This window comes from Clostridia bacterium (assembly GCA_035561135.1).
Lineage (GTDB): Bacteria > Acidobacteriota > Terriglobia > Terriglobales > Acidobacteriaceae > DATMYA01.
The window spans coordinates 52,002-74,787 of sequence record DATMYA010000052.1; the positions used below are offsets into that span (position 1 = coordinate 52,002).

Consider the following 22,786-nt stretch of genomic DNA (forward strand, 5'->3'; position numbering starts at 1 on the left):
TTTACCGGCTTGCTTTTTGCACGCGTTTATCAACTGCGCTGCAGCACCGCCGGAACCAGGCGCTCTTCCGTTTCCGTGTGTAGCGCCCGTTCCAAAGCCGATGACCATACCTGCCGCAACTCCGGCACTTTGGCGGAAAGAACCTTCGCGCCATCGATCGAGATGGAGAACCCGTCGGCCGCTGTAGTGCCAATTTGTGAGCAGGTTATGCCGTGATTCGACGCTACTTGTTGGATTCTCCCGAGCTGCTTCGAGTCGCACGAAAGCAGCACGCGACTGGCGTTTTCACCGAAAAGCAGGTACTCGGGTGAATAGCCATCTGACCTGAGTTGAACGTCAACTCCAATGCCGCGAGTGAATCCAGCTTCGGCCAGAGTGACGGCCAATCCACCTTCGGAGACGTCCTTGGCGGAGTCCGCGAGGCCAGCGCCGATGATTTCGATCAGCGCCTTTTGCAGTGCCAATTCCTTGTCGAGATCGAGCGCTGGGGGCAGTCCCCAGATCGCGCCGAGAATTTCCTTGGCGTATTCCGAGGAGCCAAGACGCGTTTCCGCCTCGGCGGCGGAGACGGGCGAAGAGCCATTGAGCAGCACGAGGACGCGGCCGGGCGCGGCGAACTCGGGCCTGCCTGCGCGGTTGATATCTTCGATGGTGCCGACGATTCCGATCACGGGCGTCGGGTAAATTCCCTCGCCGAGCGTCTCGTTGTAGAAACTGACATTGCCGCCGGTAATGGGCGTCGCCAGCTTTTCGCACGCTTCGGTGATGCCGTCGATCACTTCCGAGAACTGCCCCATGATGGGCGGCTTCTCAGGATTTCCAAAGTTGAGGCAATTAGTGGCGGCCACGGGCGTCGCGCCGGAACAGGCTACGTTGCGGCAGGCTTCCGCGACGGCGTGCATTGCGCCAAGCTTCGGCGAGAGATAGCACCAGCGTCCGTTGCCGTCGAGCGCCATGGCCAAGCCGCGATTCGTGCCCTTGATGCGAATGACTCCGGCTTCACGGCCGGGTCCCTCGACCGTATTGGTCTGGACCATGGAATCATACTGCTCGTAAACCCAGTGCTTGTCGCAGATGTTGGGACTGGCGAGCAGGCGCTTCAAGTTCGCTTCCAAGTCGACCGCGCCTCCGATGCTGACGTGCTCGGGACGGGTCGGCGGAAGAGGAGAAACCCAAGGCTCCATCGGACGATGGTAGAGCGGCGCGTCATCGGTCAGCGCGTCGTTGGGAATTTCAGCAACGACCTGGCCGTGTTGCAACACGCGCATCTTGTTCTCGTTAATCACGCGGCCGATCGTGACAGCATCGAGTCCCCACTTGCGGAAGACTGCGAACACTTCCTCTTCGCGGCCCTTGTCGGCGACGAGGAGCATGCGCTCCTGTGATTCGCTAAGCATGATCTCGTAGGAGGTCATGCCGGTTTCGCGCTGAGGAACAAGGTCGAGCTCGATCTCAAGGCCAACGCCACCGCGTCCGCCCATCTCACAGGTTGAGCAGGTAAGGCCCGCAGCACCCATATCCTGAATGCCGACGACGGCTCCAGTCTCCATGGCTTCAACGCACGCTTCAAGCAGGAGCTTCTCCATGAATGGGTCGCCCACCTGAACGTTGGGACGCTTCGCCTCGGAGCCTTCACTGAACTCTTCGCTGGCCATGGTCGCGCCGTGAATGCCGTCGCGTCCGGTCTTCGATCCGACGTAGATGACGGGATTGCCTGCCCCTGCAGCCTTGGCATAAAAAATCTTTTCGCGGCGCACGAGGCCTAGCGCAAAGGCGTTGAGCAGAGGATTGCCGTTGTAGCAGGGCTCAAACTTTGTTTCGCCGCCGAGGTTAGGCACACCGAAGCAGTTGCCGTACGAGGCAACGCCGCTGACCACTCCCTCCATGATGGAGTGGTTGCGATGAATCGTTTCCTGGTCGGTCGTATTTGCCGCATCTTGGGTAATCGGACCGAAACGCAGCGAATCCATAACCGCCACAGGACGCGCGCCCATCGTGAAGATGTCTCGCAGAATGCCGCCGACGCCGGTGGCAGCTCCCTGGAAAGGTTCAATAAACGATGGATGGTTGTGCGACTCGATCTTGAAGGCGCACGCCCAACCATCGCCGATGTCGATGATGCCGGCGTTCTCTCCCGGTCCCTGCACAACCAGTTTGCTGCGCGTGGGCAGACGCTTTAGGTGTACCCGCGAAGACTTATAGGAGCAGTGCTCGCTCCACATGACGCTGAAGATGCCCAGCTCCGTGAGCGAGGGTTCGCGTCCGAGCCACTTCAGGATTCGTTGATATTCGTCTGGACGGATTCCGTGGTCGCGGATGACCTCCGGCGTAATGGATGGCTGTTTATCTGCGGAAGTCATAGCGGATACATCTATTTTCGCACGCTGGACGGCGCAGGGCAAAGCGCTGCGATAGCGCGATTCGTCGCACGATGGGGCGCGCAGCGAACAAACCCTTCGAAGGATTGTGCATCTACTGTTTATAACTAACGATTGAGTCCTGACGACAATGTCGGGGCCGCTCAGGGGAAGGAAAAACTGCCGCACCCCTGAGCCCCTTACCGGGGCTAGTCGTTCCTTTTAGCCCTTCCCATTTGTTCCAACTTTCAGACTTCGCGAATACAATTCCGAGCCATGAGCACACGTACGCTGTGCGCCTGCGCGGTCATGCTGCTGGCAGCGAGCTCCTTCGCTGCCACGCAGAACAAGCTGCAAAACAGGCCTCAACAAAACAGGGCTCGCGAAACGGCTCGGGCAAAGTTCACCTCGCTACGCCAAAAGGTCGAGAAAGCAAACTTGCAGAAGGATATCCTAGGCGCGAGAAAAGCGCTGCTAGGCTTGCACGCGCTTGCGCCGGGACATTCCGCGACAACCTACAATCTCGCCTGCATGAACGCACTGGCCGGCAGGCGCGCCGAAGCGCTGCACTGGCTCGATATGTTCGTGCGCATGGGGCAGGTGGCGGATGCGGCGAAGGATCCGGACCTCGCGTCGATTGCGGGCGACAAGAGCTTTCTGAAGCTGATGGAGCGCATGAAAGCAAATCGCGCCGCCGTGGAGCGCGGTTCGACCTGGACGACGCTCGACGGCGCTGGACTGCTGGCGGAAGACATCACTTACGATCGCAAAACTCGGTCGTTCTTCGTTACAAGTCTGCTTGCGAAAAAGGTGTTGCGGATCGACAAGGATAAGAAGGTCAGCGAATTCGCCGATCTGTCGAAAGATCCTGGATGGCCAGTGTTCGCCGTTGCACTACAGAGCGGGACGAACCCGGCCTTGTGGGTAGCGGCGGCCGCACTGCCGGATTTCTCAGCTTCCCCGAACGCTGAATGGGGCAAAACCGCGCTGCTGAAGCTGGACATGGAATCGGGGCGCATTCTTGAGCGATTCGAGCCTGCGCCAGACGGCGCTGTGCGCGTGCTCGGCGATATCGCCGTTAGTGATGGCGGAACGGTTGTCGTCTCCGACGGACACAGCGGCGGAGTTTATCTGCTAAACAGCGGCGAGAGGCAGATGAAAGGCATTGATTCAGATGAGTTCATTTCGCCGCAGACACCGGCGTTCGATCGCGATGCCCTCAGCGTGTTCGTTGCCGATTACGTGCGCGGCATCGGGCGCATTGACCTGCGCTCAGGGCGGGTGACCTGGCTGACGCACGACGATAGCGTGGCGACCGCCGAGATCGATGGCCTGTACCTGCATGGAGATCAACTAATCGCGGTGCAGAACGGTAGGGGCGTGCAGCGCATTGTGTCGCTTGCACTGAACGCTTCGCACACGGCCATTAAAGGCGCGGAGGTTCTGGCGGCGAACAGCGAAGCCTTCGCCGATCCGACACACGGCGTGCTCGTTGACGATGCGTTCTATTACCTGTCGCACAGCGGTTGGGATGGTTTGGATCGCAATGGGAATGCGAAGGCTGGCGCTGCGCTCCCACGTCCGTCCGTGCGAATCGTGAATGTCGCTGAGCCGGCGGCGCCACCGCGACAGGCAGTGAAGCGGTAGAACCCGAGCGTTGCTATTTCCGCTACACTATCGGCGATGAAGTCCGTCATCGTTGGCACCGCCGGACATATCGACCATGGCAAGACGGCGCTGGTGCGCGCGCTCACCGGCATCGATACCGATCGCCTGGAAGAGGAGAAGCGCCGCGGCATCACCATCGACCTTGGCTTTGCGCATCTTGAGCTACCCACGGCAGGCGATTCCGTTCGGCTCGGCTTTGTGGACGTGCCGGGGCACGAACGCTTCGTGCGCAATATGCTCGCCGGAGTGGGCGGCATCGACCTGGTGCTGCTGGTAATCTCCGCTGAAGAATCTATCAAGCCGCAGACGCGCGAACACTTCGACATCTGCCGTCTGCTCTCCGTGCGGCGCGGCATTACGGTGTTGACGAAGTCCGACCTGGTGGACCCCGAGACGTTGGAAGTGGTTCGCATGGAAGTAGAGGAGTTTGTTCGCGGCTCCTTCCTCGATGCGTCGCAGTCGCCGATTATTGCGGTGAGCGCAAAGAACGGCGAGGGACTGGACGTGCTGCGAACGGAGTTGGCGCGCGTAGCGAACGAGGTTTCGGGCAAGAACACCAAAGCTCCGCTTCGCCTGCCGATCGACCGCGTGTTCAGCATAAAAGGCTTCGGTACGGTAGTGACAGGCACGATGAACTCCGGGCGTGTGCGGCGCGAGCAGGAAATCGAACTGCTTCCTTCCGCCGAACGCTTGCGTGTGCGCGGCGTACAGGTGCATGGCAACTCTGCCGATGAAGCTGTCGCCGGACAGCGCACGGCGCTGAACCTCGCGGGCGTGGGCACCGAGGAACTTGCGCGCGGCATGATGCTGGCCGAAGCTGGGCTGTTCCGCCCGACGCGCACGGTTGGAGTTTCACTCTCGCTGCTGCCGACGGCCAAGCCTCTGAAGGACCGCGCACGCGTTCACTTCCACGCTTACACGGCAGAGATGCTGGCGGAGGTCGTGCTGCTCGGCACTAAGGAACTGCTGCCGGGGACGACGGGCCTGGCCGAACTTCGGCTGACTGACCCCATACTGCTGTTGCCCGAGGATCGTTTCATCGTCCGGCAATTCTCTCCCGTGGTGACGATTGGCGGTGGAGTAGTACTGGAAAATACCTCCGCCAAGCGACTGACGATGGCGTTGCGCCGCGAGGCATTGCAGGTACTTGCAGACGTAGGTCACGGGGCATCGCTGGAAACGCGAGTGGCGGCGATGGGACAGCGCGGAATGACGTTTCACGACGCCGTGGCTCGCACCGGGTGGACGCGCGTCGAACTCGAAGAAAAGCTGCGGAGCGCGCAGCCAGTGCGGCGCATTGCAGAAGCATTGATACATGATCGTGCGCTGGAGGAGATTCGGCGCGAGATCGTTGGGGCAATCGAGACCTTTCATAAGCAGAATCCGCTGTCGCCTGGGATGAACATTCAGGAACTGCGTGGAGGCTTCGAAGACGTGCTGCCGGAGGTCTTTGCGGCAAGCTTCGATGCGCTACTGCAGGAGAAAATGATCGAGGTAACTGGAGACATCGTGCGCGCCGCCGGACGCGGCATCGTCATGAGGGACGACGAGGCGGAGGCGAAGCAAAAGATTGAAACTGCATTCGCCACAGCCGGACTGAAGGTTCCGGCCCTGAAGGACGTACTGGCAAGCGTGAACGTGGACCGCACTCGCGCGCATAAGATCATGACGTTGCTGCTGCGTGACAAAGTCCTGGTAAAGCTTACGGACGAACTGGTCTTCCATCGCGATGCGCTGGATGGCTTGCGCCAGCAGATGGCGCTGGAGAAGGCGAAATCGGCAAAGATCGACGTCGCCCGATTCAAGGACATGACGGGAGTTACTCGCAAATACGCGATCCCCCTGCTCGAATACCTGGATCGCGAGAAGGTGACGCGCCGAGTGGGTGATGAGCGGGTGATTCTCTAGCGAGGGTGATCCTCAATTCAACAGCAGATGCTTCGCTTCGCTCAGCATGAAGCTTTTGTTACTTTTGACGCCTGTTGTTTGTGAGCTTCTGAGTTTTCGTTCTTAATGTTTCTGAGGTTCAGGTCTAACGTGTTGTCCTCCTGAGCAAGGGCGCAAGACAATCTCTTTGGACCGATATAATCAAGGTAGTTCCGTTCATCTCTGAACAAAGAAATCGCGCACGAGAAGACAAAATGCTAAAGATCCGTCCGGCGACGAGCGACGATGTCGCCCTAATTTTGCAGTTCATCCGCGACCTTGCCGAGTATGAGCGCGAGCCGCAAGCTGCGGTTGCGACCGAGCAGGACATTCTGCGCGACGGCTTTGGGCCGGAGCCGAAATTCCGCTGCGTCATCGCCGAGTGGGAAGGCAAGCCGGCGGGATTTGCGTTCTTCTTTTACAACTATTCGACCTGGCAGGGACGACCGGGCTTGTACCTCGAGGACCTATTTGTGAAGCCGGAGTTTCGCGGCAAAGGGATCGGCAAGGCGCTGCTGCTTTATCTCGCGAAGAAGGCGGTTAGCGAGAACTGCGGTCGCTTCCAGTGGCAGGTGCTCGACTGGAACACGCCGGCAATCGATTTCTACAAGTCGCTTGGGGCGGAAATTATGACCACGTGGCTGACGATGCGCGTGGAAGGCGAAGCACTCGACAGGCTCGCCGGCATGGCGGAGAAGACAGCGAAGTAGATGGCACAGCGAATCAAGATCATCGGTGGAGGTCTTGCGGGGCCGGAGGCAGCGTGGCAGTGTGCGCGACGGGGACTCGCGGTCGAGTTGTACGAGATGCGTCCTGTGCGCAAGACGGCGGCGCATGAGACGCCCGACTTCGCCGAATTGGTCTGCTCGAATTCGCTCAAGAGCGATAGTGAAAATACCGCGCCGTGGCTGCTCAAGGAAGAGATGCGGCGCTCTGGATCGCTGCTGATGGAAGTTGCTCGCGAAACCGCCGTGCCTGCCGGTCACGCGCTGGCCGTGGATCGCGAGATGTTTGCGCGGAAGGTAACGGAGGCTATCGAGCGCGAGCCTCTGATCACGGTGCGGCGCGAGGAAGTGACGCGCATCGATGAGCAGAACGAATTGACGGTTATCGCGACAGGGCCGCTGACCTCGGACGCGCTGGCGCAGGAGATTGCGCGGCTGACTTCGACCAACGCGGCAGACTCCACCTGTGCGGGCAACGACGCGCAACTGTACTTCTACGATTCCATCAGCCCGATTGTGGAGGCCGACTCCATCGACGAGTCGAAGGTGTATAGGGCCGCACGCTACAACAAGGGCACGGCGGACTACATCAATTGTCCGATGAACGCCGAGGAGTACAACCGATTTATCGACGCCCTCACAGAAGCGCAGTCGGTTGATGGACACGAGTGGGAGAAGCTGAACTATTTCGAAGGCTGCCTGCCGATCGAGGAGATAGCACGGCGCGGGCGCGACACTTTGCGCTTTGGGCCGATGAAACCCGTTGGACTTGACGATCCGCGCACGGGCAGGTGGCCCTACGCGGTCGTGCAACTACGACAAGAAAATCTGCGCGCCGATTCCTATAACCTCGTCGGATTTCAGAACCACCTGAAGTTCGGCGAGCAGGCACGCATCCTGCGCATGATTCCCGGCCTGGAGAACGCAAAGTTCGTTCGCTACGGACAGATCCATCGCAATACGTACATCAACGCGCCGGCGTTGCTGCGCGAGACGCTACAGATGAAAGAGCATCCGCGCGTGCTTTTCGCGGGCCAGATCTCGGGCGTGGAAGGTTACGTTGAGTCAATTGCTACGGGCTTGCTGGCAGGCGTGGCCGCGGCGGTGCTGGCGAAGGGCGACGAGCCTGTTGCCGCTCCGCGGGCAACGGCATTCGGTTCGCTGATGAACTACATTTGTCATGCTGAGTCGAAGCACTTCCAGCCGGCAAACATCACGTTTGACCTGCTGCAACCGCTGGACGAGGCCACTCGCCGGCGCGTGCGCGACAAAAAAGAGCGGCATCGGATGGTTTGCGAGCGCGCCCTGCAAGAGCTTGATGGATGGCTCTCAGCAGTCGGTGATTAGAAACTTGCACCTTCCCCTAAACTATCCAGACCTGGATTGCGTATCTAACCTCTGATGCCTTGCTGCGTCTGATACGAGTACGTGGGGATAGTTCGCTTATGGTCCTTCGTGATTTGATTTCGGATGTCTTTGGCACGCTTTGGTCAAACAAGCTGCGCACGGCGCTGACGATGTTTGGGATCGCCTGGGGTGTGGTGTCGATCGTGCTGATGGTCGCCGCCGGCGAGGGCATGCGCGTAGGCCAGCAGAAGCAGCAACAGAGTTTTGCGAAGGACCTGATGATTGTTTTTGCAGGGCGCACGAGCATGCAGGCGGGTGGCACTCGCGCGGGCCATCGTGTCGTCTTCGAGGCTGGCGACGTTCCTCTGGTCCAGGAACAATCACCCAGTTGCCGGTATGTAATGCCCGAACTCGGCCAGGGCAATATGCCCATCCGCAGCAATTTCAATAACGCTTCGCTGATCGTCACCGGCGCGTATCCGGAGTTCTCGGAAATCCGCAGCATCGATGTGAGCGAGGGCCGATGGTACTCGTGGCAGGACATGGAGGAGAAACGCCGTGTCGCGTTCATCGGCAGCGATGTAAGGAAGCAGCTTTTCCCTGGACGACCCGCGGTTGGGGAAACGATCTACATCGCCGACGTGCCTTATTCCGTGATCGGCGTGATGCGCGAGAAAGAGCAGGGCTCGAGTTACGACGGACGGGACATCAACAAGGTGTTCATTCCGTTCAGCATCATGTTGCAGGATCTCCCGAACGCGCCGCCGCAGACGCCGCGCAGCGTTGACCGCCTGTTAGTTACGCCCCGCTCGGTGGCACTGCATGAAGCTTGCAAAGCAGAAATACTGGGCTCGCTGGCGAGGCTGCACGGCTTCGATCCGCAGGACAAGGAAGCGGCCAACGTCTGGGACACCGTGAAGGAGGCGAAGGCCTTTCAACGCATGACCGACGGAATGAAGTACTTCCTGGGCGCGGTTGGGATTACGACATTGTTCCTGGGCGGCATCGGCGTCATGAACGTGATGCTGGTCGCGGTTCGCGAACGCACTCGCGAGATTGGCGTGCGTAAAGCCGTGGGCGCTCCGGCCCACCTGATCCTGCGACAGTTCTTTCTGGAAACGGTGGTCATCGTGACCCTGAGCGGAGGAATAGGTTTATCAATCGCCTATGGCATCTGTGCGCTGGTAAACCTGCTGCCTATGCCCGACTTCTTTGCCGGCCTGTTGCCGACGTGGCAGTCAGGTGCGCTTGCGATTGCACTGCTGGGCGCGACGGCCATTCTGGCCGCCATGTATCCGGCGCGACGAGCGGCGTCCATCGATCCGATTGAAGCGCTGCGGTACGAGGCCGGAGGCTAGAGCGCATGTTCAAAGAAATCGTCTTCGAAGCGTGGTTCGCGTTGCGGCGGAGTCCCACGAGGAGTTTCCTCACGATGCTGGGCATTGTGTGGGGCATCGTGTCCGTCACGTTGCTGATTGCTTATGGCGGCAGCTTCCGCAGCGTACTGGTGTCCAGCTTTGAAGCGTTCGGGCGCGGTGCCGTAGTCTGCTGGCCGCAGCAGACGAGCACACAATCCGGCGGACAGCGCGCGGGCAAGCGCGTGCGCTTCGAACAGGCCGACGTCGACTTCATCAAACAAACTGCGAACATGGTGAAGCATGTCTGCTTGGAAACCGTAAAGGGTCTGCCCATGGGATATGGCGAGCGCGTGGTGAATCCGGCGGTACGCGGCGTGTGTCCAGAATATGGCGAGATGCGAAACGAGGTGCCGAGCGATGGACGCTGGATTACGGCCGCCGACATGGTGGAGCGGCGGCGGGTAGTCTTCGTCGGCAGCAGGGTGAAAGAGCAGTTATTCAGCGGACGCAACGCGGTCGGCGAAACGGTGCTGATCGGCGGCATGCGATTCACCGTCATCGGCGTTATGGATCGCAAGATGCAGATGAACAACTACTTCATGCCCGACGACCGCTCGGTGTGGATTCCCTACTCGACGGCCGGTGACTTGTGGAACACGCGCTACGGCGGGGTGATCGTCTTCCAACCGATTGCCCCGCAATTCGAGAAGCGCGCAGAAGCGCAGGTGCTGGCCGCCGTCGCCGAGCGCCAGGGATTCTCGCCAACCGACAAAAAGGCGATTCAGATGCACGGTCAGGAAGAATTTCGGCCTGTGATCGACGGCATCACGATTGGCTTACAGGTTCTGCTGCTGTTCATTGGTGCGCTGACGCTGGGAATCGGCGGCGTCGGCGTGATGAATATCATGCTGGTATCGGTCGATGAACGCATTCGCGAGATAGGTCTGCGTCGCGCTCTGGGCGCGAAGAAGAGCCACATACGCTTTCAGATGCTGGCAGAGACGCTGGTACTAATGCTGATGGGTGGCGCGATTGGAATCGCCCTGTCGTATGCAATTTCGGCCGCCGTCGGAACACTGCCGATGCTTGGGCCGATGTTCGAAGACGAGAGCGGCAAGGGCGATATTCACCTGCACATCTCGGCCTTCACGGTACTGCTCTCCACTATCGTGCTGCTGCTGGTAGGCGTGGTTAGCGGAATGGTGCCTGCAATCAAGGCGGCGAAACTCGACCCGGTCGACGCGCTGCGTTATGAGTAGGTGAGTCGCTCAATAGTTCCTGATCGCAGCGATTAGCAGTTCTTGTCCTCCTGAGCGCAGCGACGAAGTCGCGCAGTCGAAGGACTCCTTTCGGAACCTCAAGTCCGACGAGAACAGTCCGTAGGGCTCCCTCGACTCGGGCTTAGGCCCTCGCTCAGGGGACAAACGACTTTACGTTGTGTCTATCCCCACTGCCGCGACCGCCTAATCCCTCTTGTTCGGGATGAAGTCGCGGCGTTGGCGCGCCCTGAGTTTGATCCAGATGGGCGTGCCGAGGAATTTAAACTCGTCGCGAATCTGGTTCTCAAGAAACCGCTGATACGAGAAGTGCAGTTTTACGTCGCGGTCGGTGAAGAGAATGAACGTCGGCGGCGAGACGTTGGACTGCGTCATGTAGTAAACCTTGACGCGGTTTTTGGCAGGAACCGAGGCACGCTCGAAATCGATCTTTCGCAGGAAGCGGTTCATTTCGCCGGTGCTGATGCGCTTGCGACGCTCGGCGGCTACGAGTTCCAGCTTCGAGAACACTTTGTCCACGTTCTTGCCGGTTGCGGCGGAGATGAAGATTATGGGCGCATAGTCGAGGAACTTGAGGTGGCGTCGCGCCTGCTCCTCGTAGATGGCGCGGTCGGCAGGCGGCTTTCCGTCGGTGCGCTCCGTCGTAATGAGGTCCCACTTGTTGATGACGATGATGATGGAGCGTCCGCTCTCGTGAGCGTAGCCGGCGATGTTGGCGTCATTGGCGGTGACGCCCTCTGTGGCATCGATGACCATGATGGCTATGTCGGCGGCCTCGAGATGCTTTCGAGCCATGACGACCGATAGCTTTTCGGCCATGAGCCTGGTCTTGCCCTTGCGCCGAATTCCCGCGGTATCGATGAAGCGGAACTTTTTGCCGTCGCGCTCGACAAGTTCATCGATGGCGTCGCGCGTGGTTCCGGCAATCGGCGAAACGATGGCGCGAGAAGTACCAGTAAGCTTGTTAAGCAACGTGGACTTGCCGACATTCGGACGGCCGATGATAGCGATTTTGACTTCGGCGGGCTGTGCTTCTTCGGCTATCTCGGCGGCGTCGGCAGCGTCTTCAGCCAGAAGCTCATCGTCAGAGACGGATGCATCTTCGGCTGAGATCTCCGGCAGGTCCGGATCGTTGAAGGTCTCCGGCACGCTGGGAACAACTCTCAACAGTTCTTCAATAAGCTCTGCGACGCCGTTGGAATGTTCGGCGGAGACGGGGAGCATATTGCGGATTCCCAGGCGGCGGAACTCTTCGACCTGCAAGTCGAGCTTAGGCGAGTCGATTTTGTTTACGGCGAGAAATAGCGGCTTGCCTGTGCGCTGCAACAAGCGCGCGAGTTCCATGTCCGGCGAGGCAAGTTCGCTACGGCCATCGACGACCATCACGATCGCATCGGCCTCATCGAAGGCAACGCGAGCCTGTCGGAAGATTTCCGCCGGGATAAGGTCTTTGTCGTCCGGGACGATGCCGCCGGTATCGACCACGCGAAAGCAGCGGCCGTTCCACTGAACCTCGCCGTAAAGGCGGTCGCGCGTGATGCCCGGTTCGTCGCCAACAATGGCGCGGCGCCGGCCCACCAACCGGTTGAACAGCGTGGACTTGCCGACGTTTGGACGGCCAACGATGGCCAGCAGGCCACCGCGTTCCGCGTTCGTAGCTAAAAAAGAATTCGTCAAACCGAAGCACCGTCCGTGAGATGCGCGTGCGTGCGCGAATATGGTCAGGGTGTGCGCATAGCGAACCGCGCAAGCTGTGCCCAATACAGCTATTATAGGGTTTCGTGTCGTCCACATCCCAACCCGGTTCTTCTGCCGCGCCTGCCGCTGCCTCTTCCGAGGCTCGAAAGCCTTCGCTGCACCAGTTCTTCGGGCCGGGAGGGCTGCTGTCACGCACACACCCGCAGTACGAGTTTCGTCGTGGGCAGTTGACCATGGCGCAGGCCGTGGAGGAGGCGCTGGAAGAACGTCGCCACCTCATCGTGGAGGCAGGCACCGGCACGGGAAAGACGATGGCATATCTGTTGCCGGTGCTGCGCGCGGGCAAGCGCGTCATCATCTCCACCGGCACCAAGACGCTGCAAGAACAGCTCTATTACAAAGACATCCCGTTTCTGGAAGCGCAGCTTGGCAAGTTGCGCGTTTGTTATCTGAAGGGGCGCAACAACTATCTTTGCAAAAAGAAGCTGTACGACCTGGCGGAGAGGCCGGTGCTCTCCGGACTCGAAGAGATTGAGCAGTACCGCGCCATCTCCGAGTGGGACAAGGGCACGGGGACCGGCGATAGGGCGGAAATCGCTACACTGCCGGAATCCAGCCAGCTATGGACGAAGCTGGATGCGCGAGTAGAAAGCTGCATCGGCTCGAAGTGCACGCTATATGACAAGTGCTTCGTAACCGAAGCGAGGCGGCGAGCGTTCGAGAGCGACATCGTCATCGTGAACCATCATCTGTACTTTGCCGACCTGGCGATCAAGCAGGCAACGGACGCGAGTGAGGGCGTACTGCCGGAAGCCGGCGCCGTCATCTTCGACGAAGCGCATGAGTTGGAAGAAGTAGCGTCGCAGTATTTTGGGATTAGCGTGAGCAATCTGCGCGTTGCCGACCTGGCATACGACATCGATGCCATGCTGCGGCAGAGCGTGATTTCCTCGGCGGGGCTGACGAATGCCGTGGCGCGAATGCGCGAACGCTCGCAGTTCTTTTTCGCGCTGATGCCGCCGGGCGATGGACGCTTCGCCTTCGAGAACCGCCGCGATTTCCTGGAAGAGAATGGCGATGAATACCTCGCCCTCCAGAATGCATTCGCGCAGATCATCTCCGAATTCAAGTTGATGACGAACAAGCCGGACGAGGCTTTCAACCTGATGCGCCGCGCGGAAGAGTTGCGGGTGCAGTTGGAGTTCGTCATGGAGTCTGAAGACCCGAACACGGTTTTCTGGATCGAGCGGCGCAGCGACCGCGGATTCCGCAGCTCGCAGCAGAATGTGTTTTTGCACGCGACGCCAATCGACGTATCCGCGATCTTGCGGCGCGTACTCTTTTCGGAGCTTGAGACGGCGGTGCTGACCTCGGCGACGCTGGCGGTGAGCAACGGATTCGACTACATACGCGGGCGGCTCGGCATCGATAACGCGCGCGAGTTGGTGGTCGCCTCGCATTTCGACTACGAGAGCCAGTCGGTGATGTACGTGCCCCCGGACTTGCCCGATCCGCGCGAGCAGAGCTTTACGGAAAAGGCTGCGGCGCGCATACGGCAGTTGCTTGAAATCACGCGTGGCCGCGCGTTCTGCCTTTTCACCAGCTATTCGCAGATGAATCAAGTGTACGAGCGGCTACTCGGAGAGCTTGAGTATCCGATGCTGCTGCAAGGCTCTGCTCCGAAGAACGCTCTACTGGAGGAGTTCCGGACAACGCCGAATGCTGTGTTGTTCGCGACAGCATCTTTCTGGCAAGGCGTAGACGTGCAGGGCGAGCAACTGAGTTGCGTCATTATCGACCGCCTGCCGTTCGCGGTACCGAACGACCCTGTGATCGCGGCGCGCATACGAGCCATCGACAACGACGGCGGGAATGCGTTTTTTCAATATCAAGTACCGTCGGCGGTCATCACCCTAAAGCAGGGCTTTGGGCGACTGATCCGTTCTCTGCATGACCGCGGCCTGCTGGTCCTGCTGGACAACCGCATTCTGAAGAAGCAGTACGGACGGGTGTTTCTGAACAGTCTCCCGAACTACGCTAAGACCACAGACCTGCGGAAGGTGGAAGAGTTCTTCGGAGGGTAGGTGGGTTCTGGTTTCGGACGCAATTACGGCAATGACGTACCGCCGTAGCCGAGGGAACGCCACACGCAGGGCTTCACGGTACAATATCTGGTTGCACATCCCCTTGTGATATCGGCCGTTCTCGGCTGTTCCTGTATGCCTGGAACCTTTCGTATCGCCAACAAAGGGGAGCCGGAGCGCGCCTTCGGACTGCGCCCCAATAAAAAAGAGGAACGATGTACGAAGTCACAGTTGAAGACACATTTGCGGCGGGTCACTACCTGCGCGACTACAAGGGCAAGTGCGAAAATCCGCATGGCCACAACTACCGGGTGCGTATCACGCTCTCAGGCAAGGAACTGGATAAGGCCGGCTTGCTTGTTGACTTCAAGGACTTGAAGCAGGTGATGAAGCACGTTGTCGACTATCTTGATCACCAGATGATGAACGACATTGAGCCGTTCACGCGCATCAATCCGTCCGCCGAGAACCTGGCAAAGTATTTCTACGACGAGACGAACAAGAAGCTGAACGACGGAACCGGCGGACGCGTCAACGTTTCTCGCGTGACCATCTGGGAGACGGACACTTCGATTGCAACGTATTTCGAGTAAGCTTTTAAGCTACTGAGCTTCTTAGCGAGTAAGGTGCTAAGCCAAACGTCTTCGGCGCAGCGACTCAGCGACTTAGCAGTTCAGCGACTTAGAGGCTTAGTAGCTTTTCTCCCATGCACATCATCGAGATCTACAAATCGTTGCAGGGCGAGTCGTCCTTTGCCGGACTGCCGTGCGTTTTCGTGCGGCTGGCTGGGTGCAACCTGCGATGCTCGTGGTGCGACAGCGAGTACACCTTCCATGGCGGCCACAAGATGTCGCTTGAAGAGGTGGAGGCCGAGGTCCGGCGAGCGTCGCCAAACGGCGGGCTGGTCGAGATTACGGGCGGAGAACCGCTGTTGCAGGAACGCGAAGTCGTGCCGCTGATGCAGGATTTGCTGGATGGCGGTTACGAGTTGCTGATCGAAACCAGTGGCGAGCGTCCGCTTACGGCGGTGCCGGCGGCCGTCCACAAGATTGTGGACGTGAAGTGTCCGGCGTCGGGCGAAGGCGGCACATTCCGCCCGGAGAACCTTGCGGCGCTTACTTTGGCCGACGAGGTGAAGTTCGTGATCGCCAGCCGCGAGGATTATGAATTCGCACGCGAATTCACCCGGCAGCATGGGCTTGAAACGCGCGTTGCAAGCGTGATTGTTTCTCCGGCGTTCCGCAAGGATGCCGCAGGTTCGCGTGGCGTGGAACACTGCTTGGTCGATCCGAGGGATTTGGCGGAGTGGATATTGGCGGACGGCCTGAGAGTGCGGCTTGGATTGCAAATCCACAAGTTCATCTGGGAGCCGCAGCTAAAGGGGGTCTAGGGACGCCCCGGCCCAGGCAAGGCGAAACACTGAGCAGTGTGACGCGGGTCCGCGCACAAGGAAGTTCGAACATGCTGGAATAGAAAGGCTTTCGGGGCAAAGTCGAGGCAGCTAAATCAGCCGGAGTACCATCGTAAGTAGCAGCAACCATAAAATAGTATGGCCGAAGTAACGAGTGCCGGTGTCAATACTGGTGTAATCGTCGTGTTGAGCGGCGGTATGGATTCGTCTGTTTGCGCTACCCTTGCGGTACATGAGCATGGCGCCGAGCACGTAGCCGCGCTGCACGTCAGCTACGGCCAGCGCACGGAGAAGCGCGAGCAGCAGGCTTTTCTGGATATCTGTGAGCGGCTCGGCATCAAGCGGCGACTCATGGTGCGCAATGATTCGCTGCGCTCCATCGGCGGTTCGGCGCTGACGGACAGCGCCATCGAGGTACCCGAAGCAGGCCCGGAGATCGGGCGTGTCGTTCCTGTCACCTATGTGCCTTTCCGCAACGCTCACTTCCTGGCGGTAGCGGTGAGCTGGGCCGAGGTGATATCCGCGGAGAAGATTTATATCGGCGCGGTACAGCAGGATAGCTCCGGCTACCCTGATTGCCGGCCTGAGTACTACCGTGCGTTTAACGACTTAGTGCGTGCGGGTACCAGAGAGGGGCGCATAGAGATTCTGACTCCGTTGATCGACATGAAGAAGGCGGAGATCGTGAACCTTGGCCTTGAACTTGCGGCGCCATTCGATTTAACGTGGTCCTGTTATAGCCGGGAAGACCGTGCCTGCGGAATTTGCGAGAGCTGCGCACTTAGACTGCGCGCGTTCAGCACCGCGGGAACTAGCGATCCCATCGCATACATGCCGCAAGCCGCGCGACAGTAGCGGAGCAGGACTGATGAGAGCTGTAGGGCGGCAAACTTCTACTGCATTCGTAAAGCAGGATTCGCTGGAGGCGGGAAATGAAAAAGCAGATCGTAATGATGATGGCGTTGGTGCTGCTCGTCGGGATGCTGGCCACCTCGTCCGTGGCTCAGATGACGGGCAAGATCCGCGGTGTGGTGAAGGACGAAAGCGGCAAACCGATCGTGGATGCGCAAGTCACGTTGACCACCGTCGATAGCGGGCGCAAAGCCACCTACAAGACAGACAAGAACGGCGAGTACTTCAGCCTCGGCTTCCAGCCGGGCACGTACAACATTGTCGTAACGAAGAACGGCCAGACCCTCGCGCAGATCAACAAGGTTCCGTTGACCAAGTTTGGCGATGAGAACGTCTTCAACATCGATCTTGCCAAGGAGCGTGCGGCGCAGGGCGCGCAGATGAGCGAAGAAGACAAGAAGCGCATGGCCGCCGCCGTGGCGGAACGGGAAAAGGTGAAGGGCCTGAACCAGATGCTGGCGCAAGCGCAGGCAGCGAAGGACGCAGGCAACTGCGAACAGGCAGTTCAAATCATGCAACCGGCCGCAACACCCGACCAGACGAAGGAGCAGATCTGGGCCGCGCTGGCCGAGTACCAGGTGTGCGCCAAGCAGTACACCCCAGCGATCGAGTCTTACAAAAAGGCAATCAGCCTCGCACCGCAGAATGGCGGATATCATAACAATCTGGGCCAGGCGTATTTGAAGAACAACCAGATTGATGAAGCGATCGCCGAGTACAACACCTCCGCCCAGATTGATCCCACAAATGCGGGTATGTACTATTTCAATCTCGGTGCCGTGCTGACGAACAAGGGCAAGGTGGACGAAGCGATCGCAGTGTTTGACAAGGCAATTGCTGCCGATCCGGCGAAGGCTGACGCTTACTACTGGAAGGGCGTCAATATGCTCGGCAAAGCCACGGTGGACAAGACGGGGAAGATGACCGCGCCTCCAGGCACCGCAGAAGCGCTGAACAAGTACCTGGAACTGGCTCCGGAAGGACCGAATGCACAGGCGGCAAAAGATCTGCTGGCCAGCATAGGCGCTTCTGTACAGACCTCGTTCGGCAAGGGCAAGACCAAGAAGTAATTCGAAAGTTCTGAAGAGAAGGGCGGCCGCGGCCGCCCTTTTTGATTGCCGAGACTCGAACCTGGCCACACCACAGCTTACGGTTGGAGCGATACAATGCGGCGAGCACGATGACCAATCTAAACACACACTCGGCTGTTGTTGATTTCCGGACGGCGCGGAGGATGGTGGATGAGTACGCACAGGGACTGCGACCCACCGGCCTCGAACGTATTCCGCTGCTGCAATCCACGGGACGTGTACTAGCCGAGGCGATCCGGGCCGACCGCGACCTGCCGCCGTTCTCGCGCGCTACCCGCGACGGCTTCGCCTTACGCGCCGCAGATGTGCAGCATCCTCCTGTCGAACTTCATGTCATCGCCGAAATCCGTGCCGGCGCTCTTTCGCCGGAGTCCCTGCCGCAGGTTAAGCCGGGCGAGGCAGTCGAGATCATGACCGGTGCTCCGGTGCCGCCCGGCGCCGACGCCGTGCTGATGGTTGAGTACACCCAGCGGCAGGGTGCTAAGGTGAGCGCGCTTCGCACGGTTTCCCCGGGCGAGAACATTGTGCCGCGAGCTGCGGAAGCCCAATCGGGCGCGGTGCTACTGCCGGCTGGTATGCGCCTCGATTACGCTGCCATCGCTGTGGCGGCTTCGGTTGGCATCTGCGAACCGGCAGTTTACAGGCGCCCGCGCGTATGCGTTATCTCCACCGGCGATGAAGTAGTAGAGATAAGTGTGCAGCCCGGCCCCCACCAGATACGCAACTCCAACAGTTACTCGCTAGCCGCACAGATTCTCGCGGCTGGCGGAGAGCCGCAGATTCTGTCCATCGCTCCAGACGAGCCGAAGCGCCTGCATGAACTCCTCGCGCAAGGACTCGACTCCGACCTGCTGTTGCTGAGCGGCGGAGTTTCCATGGGCAAATACGACGTGGTCGAACAGGCGCTCGCCAAATTCGGTGCGCGTTTCCAGTTCACAGGCGTCTTGATGCAACCGGGCAAGCCGCTCGTCTTCGGCGATGCGGCACGACCGGGCGCAGGCGACGCGCGCGAACGGCGCACGTCCGTGCGAACACCGTTCTTTGGCTTACCCGGAAATCCGGTTTCGACGATGGTGACGTTCGAAATTTTCGCACGGCCGGTCATAGCCGCCCTTTCGGGAGCTTTGCCCGGGACTCTGAGGTTGACCTTTGGGAAGCTCAACTCGCCGATCAAAACCAAGACCGGCCTAACGCGCTTCCTGCCCGCAGTGCTTTCTGGGGCGTTCAACGAATGCGTGGTTGAACTCGCTCCTTGGCACGGCTCCGGCGATATAGTGGCGACGGCGCGCGCGAATTGCTACATTGTTGTGCCGCCCGACCGCGAGCATATCGCTGACGGCGAGTACGTGGCGGTCATGCTGCGTGGAGTCGAAATCTAAATTGGCTGGCAAACTTACGCATTACGACAAGTCGGGCCGCGCGTCGATGGTGGACGTGAGCGCAAAGAAAATCACGCGTCGCACCGCCGAGGCCAGAGCCTTTGTCGCCATGAAGCCTGAGGTGCTCGCGGCGCTGCCACAGAACCCGAAAGGTGATCCGCTGGAAGTAGCACGAGTGGCGGGAATCATGGCCTGCAAACGCACTTCCGAGCTAATACCGATGTGTCATCCGGTCGCCGTCTCGCACGTTGATGTGCATATGGAGCTATGCGAGAATGGCGTCGCAATCAGCTCACAAGTGACAACAACATCTGTTACCGGCGTTGAGATGGAAGCACTTGTCGCAGCCAGTATCGCCGCGCTTACCGTGTACGACATGTGCAAGGCCTTGGACAAGGGCATAGAGATTCGCGACGTAATGCTGCAACGGAAGACGGGCGGCAAGTCAGGCGACTATCGCCGCAAACCCAACACTGTCGCAAAGACTGCGCGGGATAAGAGCGCGCGAGATAAAGGGAAGTAGGCATCATCGATGGCCGGCGAAATCAAAGTCCTGCTGGTTGACGACAATCCGATGGTGCTGGCCATGCTACGGACGGCCCTGTCTCCGCTGGCAACCGTTCGAACCGCCGTAGGCGGCGAACCTGCACTGGCGATGGCGGCAGAAGATGCTCCCGACCTGGTGGTTACCGATTACCAGATGGCCGGTACCGATGGCCGTCAACTCATTAAGGCCTTGAAGTCGAAGTCTGCGTCTGCGCACATACCGATAATCCTGCTGGCCAGCAAAAGTCACATTCACGAGAAACTGAAGATGCTTCAGGACGATGTTGAGGATTTCATCGAGAAGCCATTCTTTGTGAAAGAGGCGACGGCGCGCATCAAGCGCGTGCTCGACAAGATCGCGCTGGAGAAGATGGCGCGTGAAGCGCCGGGAGAAAGCACCCTTCGTGGAACACTGGCGCAGATGAACGTGATCGACTTGCTGCAATCGCTGGAACTCGGACGCAAGACTTGCCTGCTGAGCTTCACGAGCAATGGCGACCGCTGCGAGATGTACTTCAACGAAGGCCAGATCAACCATGCCACTTACGGAGCCGTGGTCGGAGATGAAGCCGTGTTCAAGGTGCTGACATGGCAGACGGGAAACTTCCAGATTGATTTCACGGGCGGCAGCGCCGAGCAAAGCATCTCGCGCTCCACACAGGGCCTGCTGATGGAAGGACTGCGATTGCTGGATGAGGCCGGACGCGACGCTGAACAGGACAATGTGCTCGATGCGTAGGGCCGTCGTGATCACCGTCAGCGATTCGTGCGCAAGGGGCGAGCGCCAGGACCAGTCGGGACCGGCGGTCGTGCGGACGCTGCGCGCCAATGGCTTCGACGTGACCGCAACCCAGATCGTTCCTGACGATTTCGAAACCATCCAGCGCGCATTGATCTCGTCGTGTGACGCTGCCAACCTGGTGGTGACGACCGGCGGCACCGGCATCGCCGAACGCGACGTGACGCCCGATGCCACGCGAGGCGTGTGCCCACGCATGATCGATGGCCTGGCGGAGCGCATGCGCCAGCAGGGCTCGAAGCAAACGCCATTCGCGGCACTCAGCCGCGGAGTGTGTGGAATCCGCGGGTGCTCGCTGATTGTGAACCTGCCCGGAAGCCCGAAGGCCGCGACGGAGTCGCTGGCGGCAATCGTCGATCTGCTGCCCCACGCGCTCGACCTGCTCGCCGGAAAAACACAACACGAAGCCGAACAGAAGTAGCACGGCTCTGGCTTTCCTGTTCAGGTAACGATTTGCGGCTATTATTTTGAAGCGACTGCCACCCGCTTCAGCCTGTGATTGAATGTATTCACAATTTCGACCCTGAGCGCTGCTACAAGGTCAGCACCCTTGGCTGCTCTATCAGTCTCACCGAATCTCACGTAAATCGGCCTGACGATACTTAAAGCCCTTTCAAACACTGTTTCGGGAATCGAACCGACATCTATTTGAGCTATAGTGCCTGCGCTGGCTCTTGGTCTTCTGAGATGCAAACTCACGGTAGCCATCATGACGTAAAAAAGCAGGTTGTTGCGATGGCGCCTGTCGGTCTCCGCTTTACGTAGATATGCCTCTGTTGCTTTTCGAACATGCGCACACACGCTATACAAGCCGATATCAAACTTTGTGTTAAATACTTTGTGGTAATTTGCTTTTTGGAAATATCGGGCTGGGCGAGCGCGGGCGTGATCTGGTTCTTGTAATAGAATCGCTGCTACCGCTTGCGCCAGCTCAGTTATGCCAACGACACGAGCAAGTGGCTCGTTCCTCCGGCGCCAAGAATTCTTGCGCCTGTCATAGTACAGTCCAGAAGACTTGAACACTCGCTCGATGTCCCTATGAATTGACTCCGTTGCCCACAGCGAGGCGGCGGGAATGCTAGTTTGGCTGTTTGTTGCTCGGATGATGGAATCGTGGACATCGCTGTTTGACGACCCAATAACACGTACCACCAACTCACGGTCGTCTGTCTTTTTCGCCTCTGGGTGTGACCGAAAGTAGTTGAAGATTTCTTGAGACGTTTGAAGCCCGTTGACAATCTGAGGGTCTTCGAAAATCAACTGTTTCGTGGTCGGAGTAAGTTTCTCAGCAACGATGGTAATACCATTGTTGAGCCACCAAAATTCGTTCGCACCATGGTGCTCTAGAGTTGACTTGATTCCTTCATTCACGGAAACGTCGCCTTGATAATCTCGAACATTCGATTCGAAAAGGTACGACAACAGTTCGCCAGTGTTCTCGTCGGTAATGAACCGGAGATAGTCAGACAACTTAACGAGTGCGATGGCCCCTAAACCGCACTTATCCGAAGCGACTGAGTCAGAGCATTTAAGGTCGAATGACGACTTCGGGGGCTTGTGCGCAATTTCAATTAGCTGTCGTGCACCAATAAATTTGAACGTGGCCTCGGTTATGGTCGGCAGCAATGACTTTGAGTCATTTTCTATCTCGCAGGCTTTGTCATTTATTAGTGGCGCGATTGATTGAACGTCACCTCTGGACACGTAAACATAAGAGAGGGTGAATTTCGGGAACTTCGTGCTCAACACTTTATGAGCGATCCGAAATCGGCCAATTACGTCAAGCAACGCCTCATTGTATGTCTCGGAAAAATGTTTAGGTTCAAGGTCAAGAGATAAGATTGCAGAACAAGTGTCTTTGAGTCGCAGGAGGCGCTGTAGCACGAAACTTGTTTCTCTGGTCGCCTGTATCACTATCAGGTCAACTTGAATGTTCTGTTTCAATGTCCGTAGCGCCTGCGCCTGTTCCTCATCACGAATCAATCGCCCGTTCACCAGAAGATAGATTGCATCAATTCCACCATCGGAGCCGCCTTCGCCTCGCCCTGTGATGCCGTACTGAACTTCTTCATTGTCTAGCTGCTTGTCTCTAAGGACTTGCTGGGCGGCAAAGAGTTCAAAGTAGTCATCCTCTTTCATTTCTGGCGCGAATTGAGTTCGGCTCTCAGCGAGAATATCGTCTAGAACTTTCAAATCAGTCGTAGTCAT

Annotated in this window: 18 protein-coding genes; 15 read left to right on the forward strand and 3 right to left on the reverse strand. The window is 58.6% G+C overall.

The genetic code is table 11. From position 1 onward, the window contains the following. Positions 1-29: 29 nt before the first annotated feature. Positions 30-2,360: a phosphoribosylformylglycinamidine synthase subunit PurL gene (gene purL, locus VN622_11485; protein HWR36481.1), complete on the reverse strand. Its 2,331-nt coding sequence runs from the start codon at positions 2,358-2,360 to the stop codon at positions 30-32. Positions 2,361-2,633: 273 nt separating this feature from the next. Here purL and VN622_11490 point away from each other — a divergent pair, with 273 nt between their 5' ends. The 6 genes from VN622_11490 to VN622_11515 all read left to right on the forward strand — a co-directional run bounded on the left by VN622_11490 (position 2,634) and on the right by VN622_11515 (position 10,640). Continuing rightward, positions 2,634-4,004, forward strand: coding sequence for a hypothetical protein (locus VN622_11490; GenBank protein ID HWR36482.1), 1,371 nt, complete (start codon positions 2,634-2,636; stop codon positions 4,002-4,004). Between the two features lie 36 nt (positions 4,005-4,040). Further along, on the forward strand, positions 4,041-5,933 hold the full coding sequence (selB, locus tag VN622_11495) for a selenocysteine-specific translation elongation factor (protein HWR36483.1): 1,893 nt from the start codon (positions 4,041-4,043) through the stop codon (positions 5,931-5,933). A gap of 233 nt (positions 5,934-6,166) precedes the next feature. Further along, positions 6,167-6,661, forward strand: coding sequence for a GNAT family N-acetyltransferase (locus VN622_11500; protein ID HWR36484.1), 495 nt, complete (start codon positions 6,167-6,169; stop codon positions 6,659-6,661). Continuing rightward, on the forward strand, positions 6,662-8,023 hold the full coding sequence (gene trmFO, locus VN622_11505) for a methylenetetrahydrofolate--tRNA-(uracil(54)-C(5))-methyltransferase (FADH(2)-oxidizing) TrmFO (GenBank protein ID HWR36485.1): 1,362 nt from the start codon (positions 6,662-6,664) through the stop codon (positions 8,021-8,023). 98 nt (positions 8,024-8,121) lie between these two features. Continuing rightward, positions 8,122-9,381: an ABC transporter permease gene (locus tag VN622_11510; GenBank protein HWR36486.1), complete on the forward strand. Its 1,260-nt coding sequence runs from the start codon at positions 8,122-8,124 to the stop codon at positions 9,379-9,381. A 5-nt stretch (positions 9,382-9,386) separates the two neighbouring features. Then, complete coding sequence (locus VN622_11515; GenBank protein ID HWR36487.1) at positions 9,387-10,640, forward strand: ABC transporter permease; 1,254 nt, start codon at positions 9,387-9,389, stop codon at positions 10,638-10,640. A 204-nt stretch (positions 10,641-10,844) separates the two neighbouring features. Here VN622_11515 and der read toward each other — a convergent pair whose 3' ends face one another. Continuing rightward, entirely contained in the window at positions 10,845-12,335 is a 1,491-nt protein-coding gene (gene der / locus VN622_11520) for a ribosome biogenesis GTPase Der (GenBank protein HWR36488.1), read from the reverse strand. A gap of 104 nt (positions 12,336-12,439) precedes the next feature. On the opposite strand from der, the gene VN622_11525 reads away from it, so the two are divergent. The 9 genes from VN622_11525 to VN622_11565 all read left to right on the forward strand — a co-directional run bounded on the left by VN622_11525 (position 12,440) and on the right by VN622_11565 (position 20,999). Next, a complete protein-coding gene (locus tag VN622_11525; protein HWR36489.1) occupies positions 12,440-14,440 on the forward strand; it encodes an ATP-dependent DNA helicase in 2,001 nt (666 codons plus the stop codon). Positions 14,441-14,655: 215 nt separating this feature from the next. Continuing rightward, on the forward strand, positions 14,656-15,033 hold the full coding sequence (gene queD / locus VN622_11530) for a 6-carboxytetrahydropterin synthase QueD (protein ID HWR36490.1): 378 nt from the start codon (positions 14,656-14,658) through the stop codon (positions 15,031-15,033). Between the two features lie 113 nt (positions 15,034-15,146). Further along, entirely contained in the window at positions 15,147-15,830 is a 684-nt protein-coding gene (locus tag VN622_11535) for a radical SAM protein (protein ID HWR36491.1), read from the forward strand. A 159-nt stretch (positions 15,831-15,989) separates the two neighbouring features. Further along, positions 15,990-16,706 (forward strand): 7-cyano-7-deazaguanine synthase QueC, encoded by a 717-nt coding sequence (queC, locus tag VN622_11540; protein HWR36492.1) that lies wholly within the window; start codon positions 15,990-15,992, stop codon positions 16,704-16,706. 77 nt (positions 16,707-16,783) lie between these two features. Next, positions 16,784-17,833: a tetratricopeptide repeat protein gene (locus VN622_11545; protein HWR36493.1), complete on the forward strand. Its 1,050-nt coding sequence runs from the start codon at positions 16,784-16,786 to the stop codon at positions 17,831-17,833. Positions 17,834-17,943: 110 nt separating this feature from the next. Beyond that, the gene (gene glp, locus VN622_11550) at positions 17,944-19,233 is read left to right on the forward strand and encodes a gephyrin-like molybdotransferase Glp (protein HWR36494.1); all 1,290 of its coding nucleotides are present in this window, start codon (positions 17,944-17,946) and stop codon (positions 19,231-19,233) included. 1 nt (position 19,234) lies between these two features. Beyond that, on the forward strand, positions 19,235-19,756 hold the full coding sequence (gene moaC, locus VN622_11555) for a cyclic pyranopterin monophosphate synthase MoaC (GenBank protein HWR36495.1): 522 nt from the start codon (positions 19,235-19,237) through the stop codon (positions 19,754-19,756). A gap of 9 nt (positions 19,757-19,765) precedes the next feature. After that, positions 19,766-20,518 (forward strand): DUF4388 domain-containing protein, encoded by a 753-nt coding sequence (locus VN622_11560; protein HWR36496.1) that lies wholly within the window; start codon positions 19,766-19,768, stop codon positions 20,516-20,518. Then, positions 20,511-20,999: a MogA/MoaB family molybdenum cofactor biosynthesis protein gene (locus VN622_11565; protein ID HWR36497.1), complete on the forward strand. Its 489-nt coding sequence runs from the start codon at positions 20,511-20,513 to the stop codon at positions 20,997-20,999. Before VN622_11560 ends, VN622_11565 begins: the two co-directional genes overlap by 8 nt. A gap of 41 nt (positions 21,000-21,040) precedes the next feature. On the opposite strand, the gene VN622_11570 is transcribed toward VN622_11565, so the two are convergent. Then, a complete protein-coding gene (locus VN622_11570; protein HWR36498.1) occupies positions 21,041-22,786 on the reverse strand; it encodes an AIPR family protein in 1,746 nt (581 codons plus the stop codon).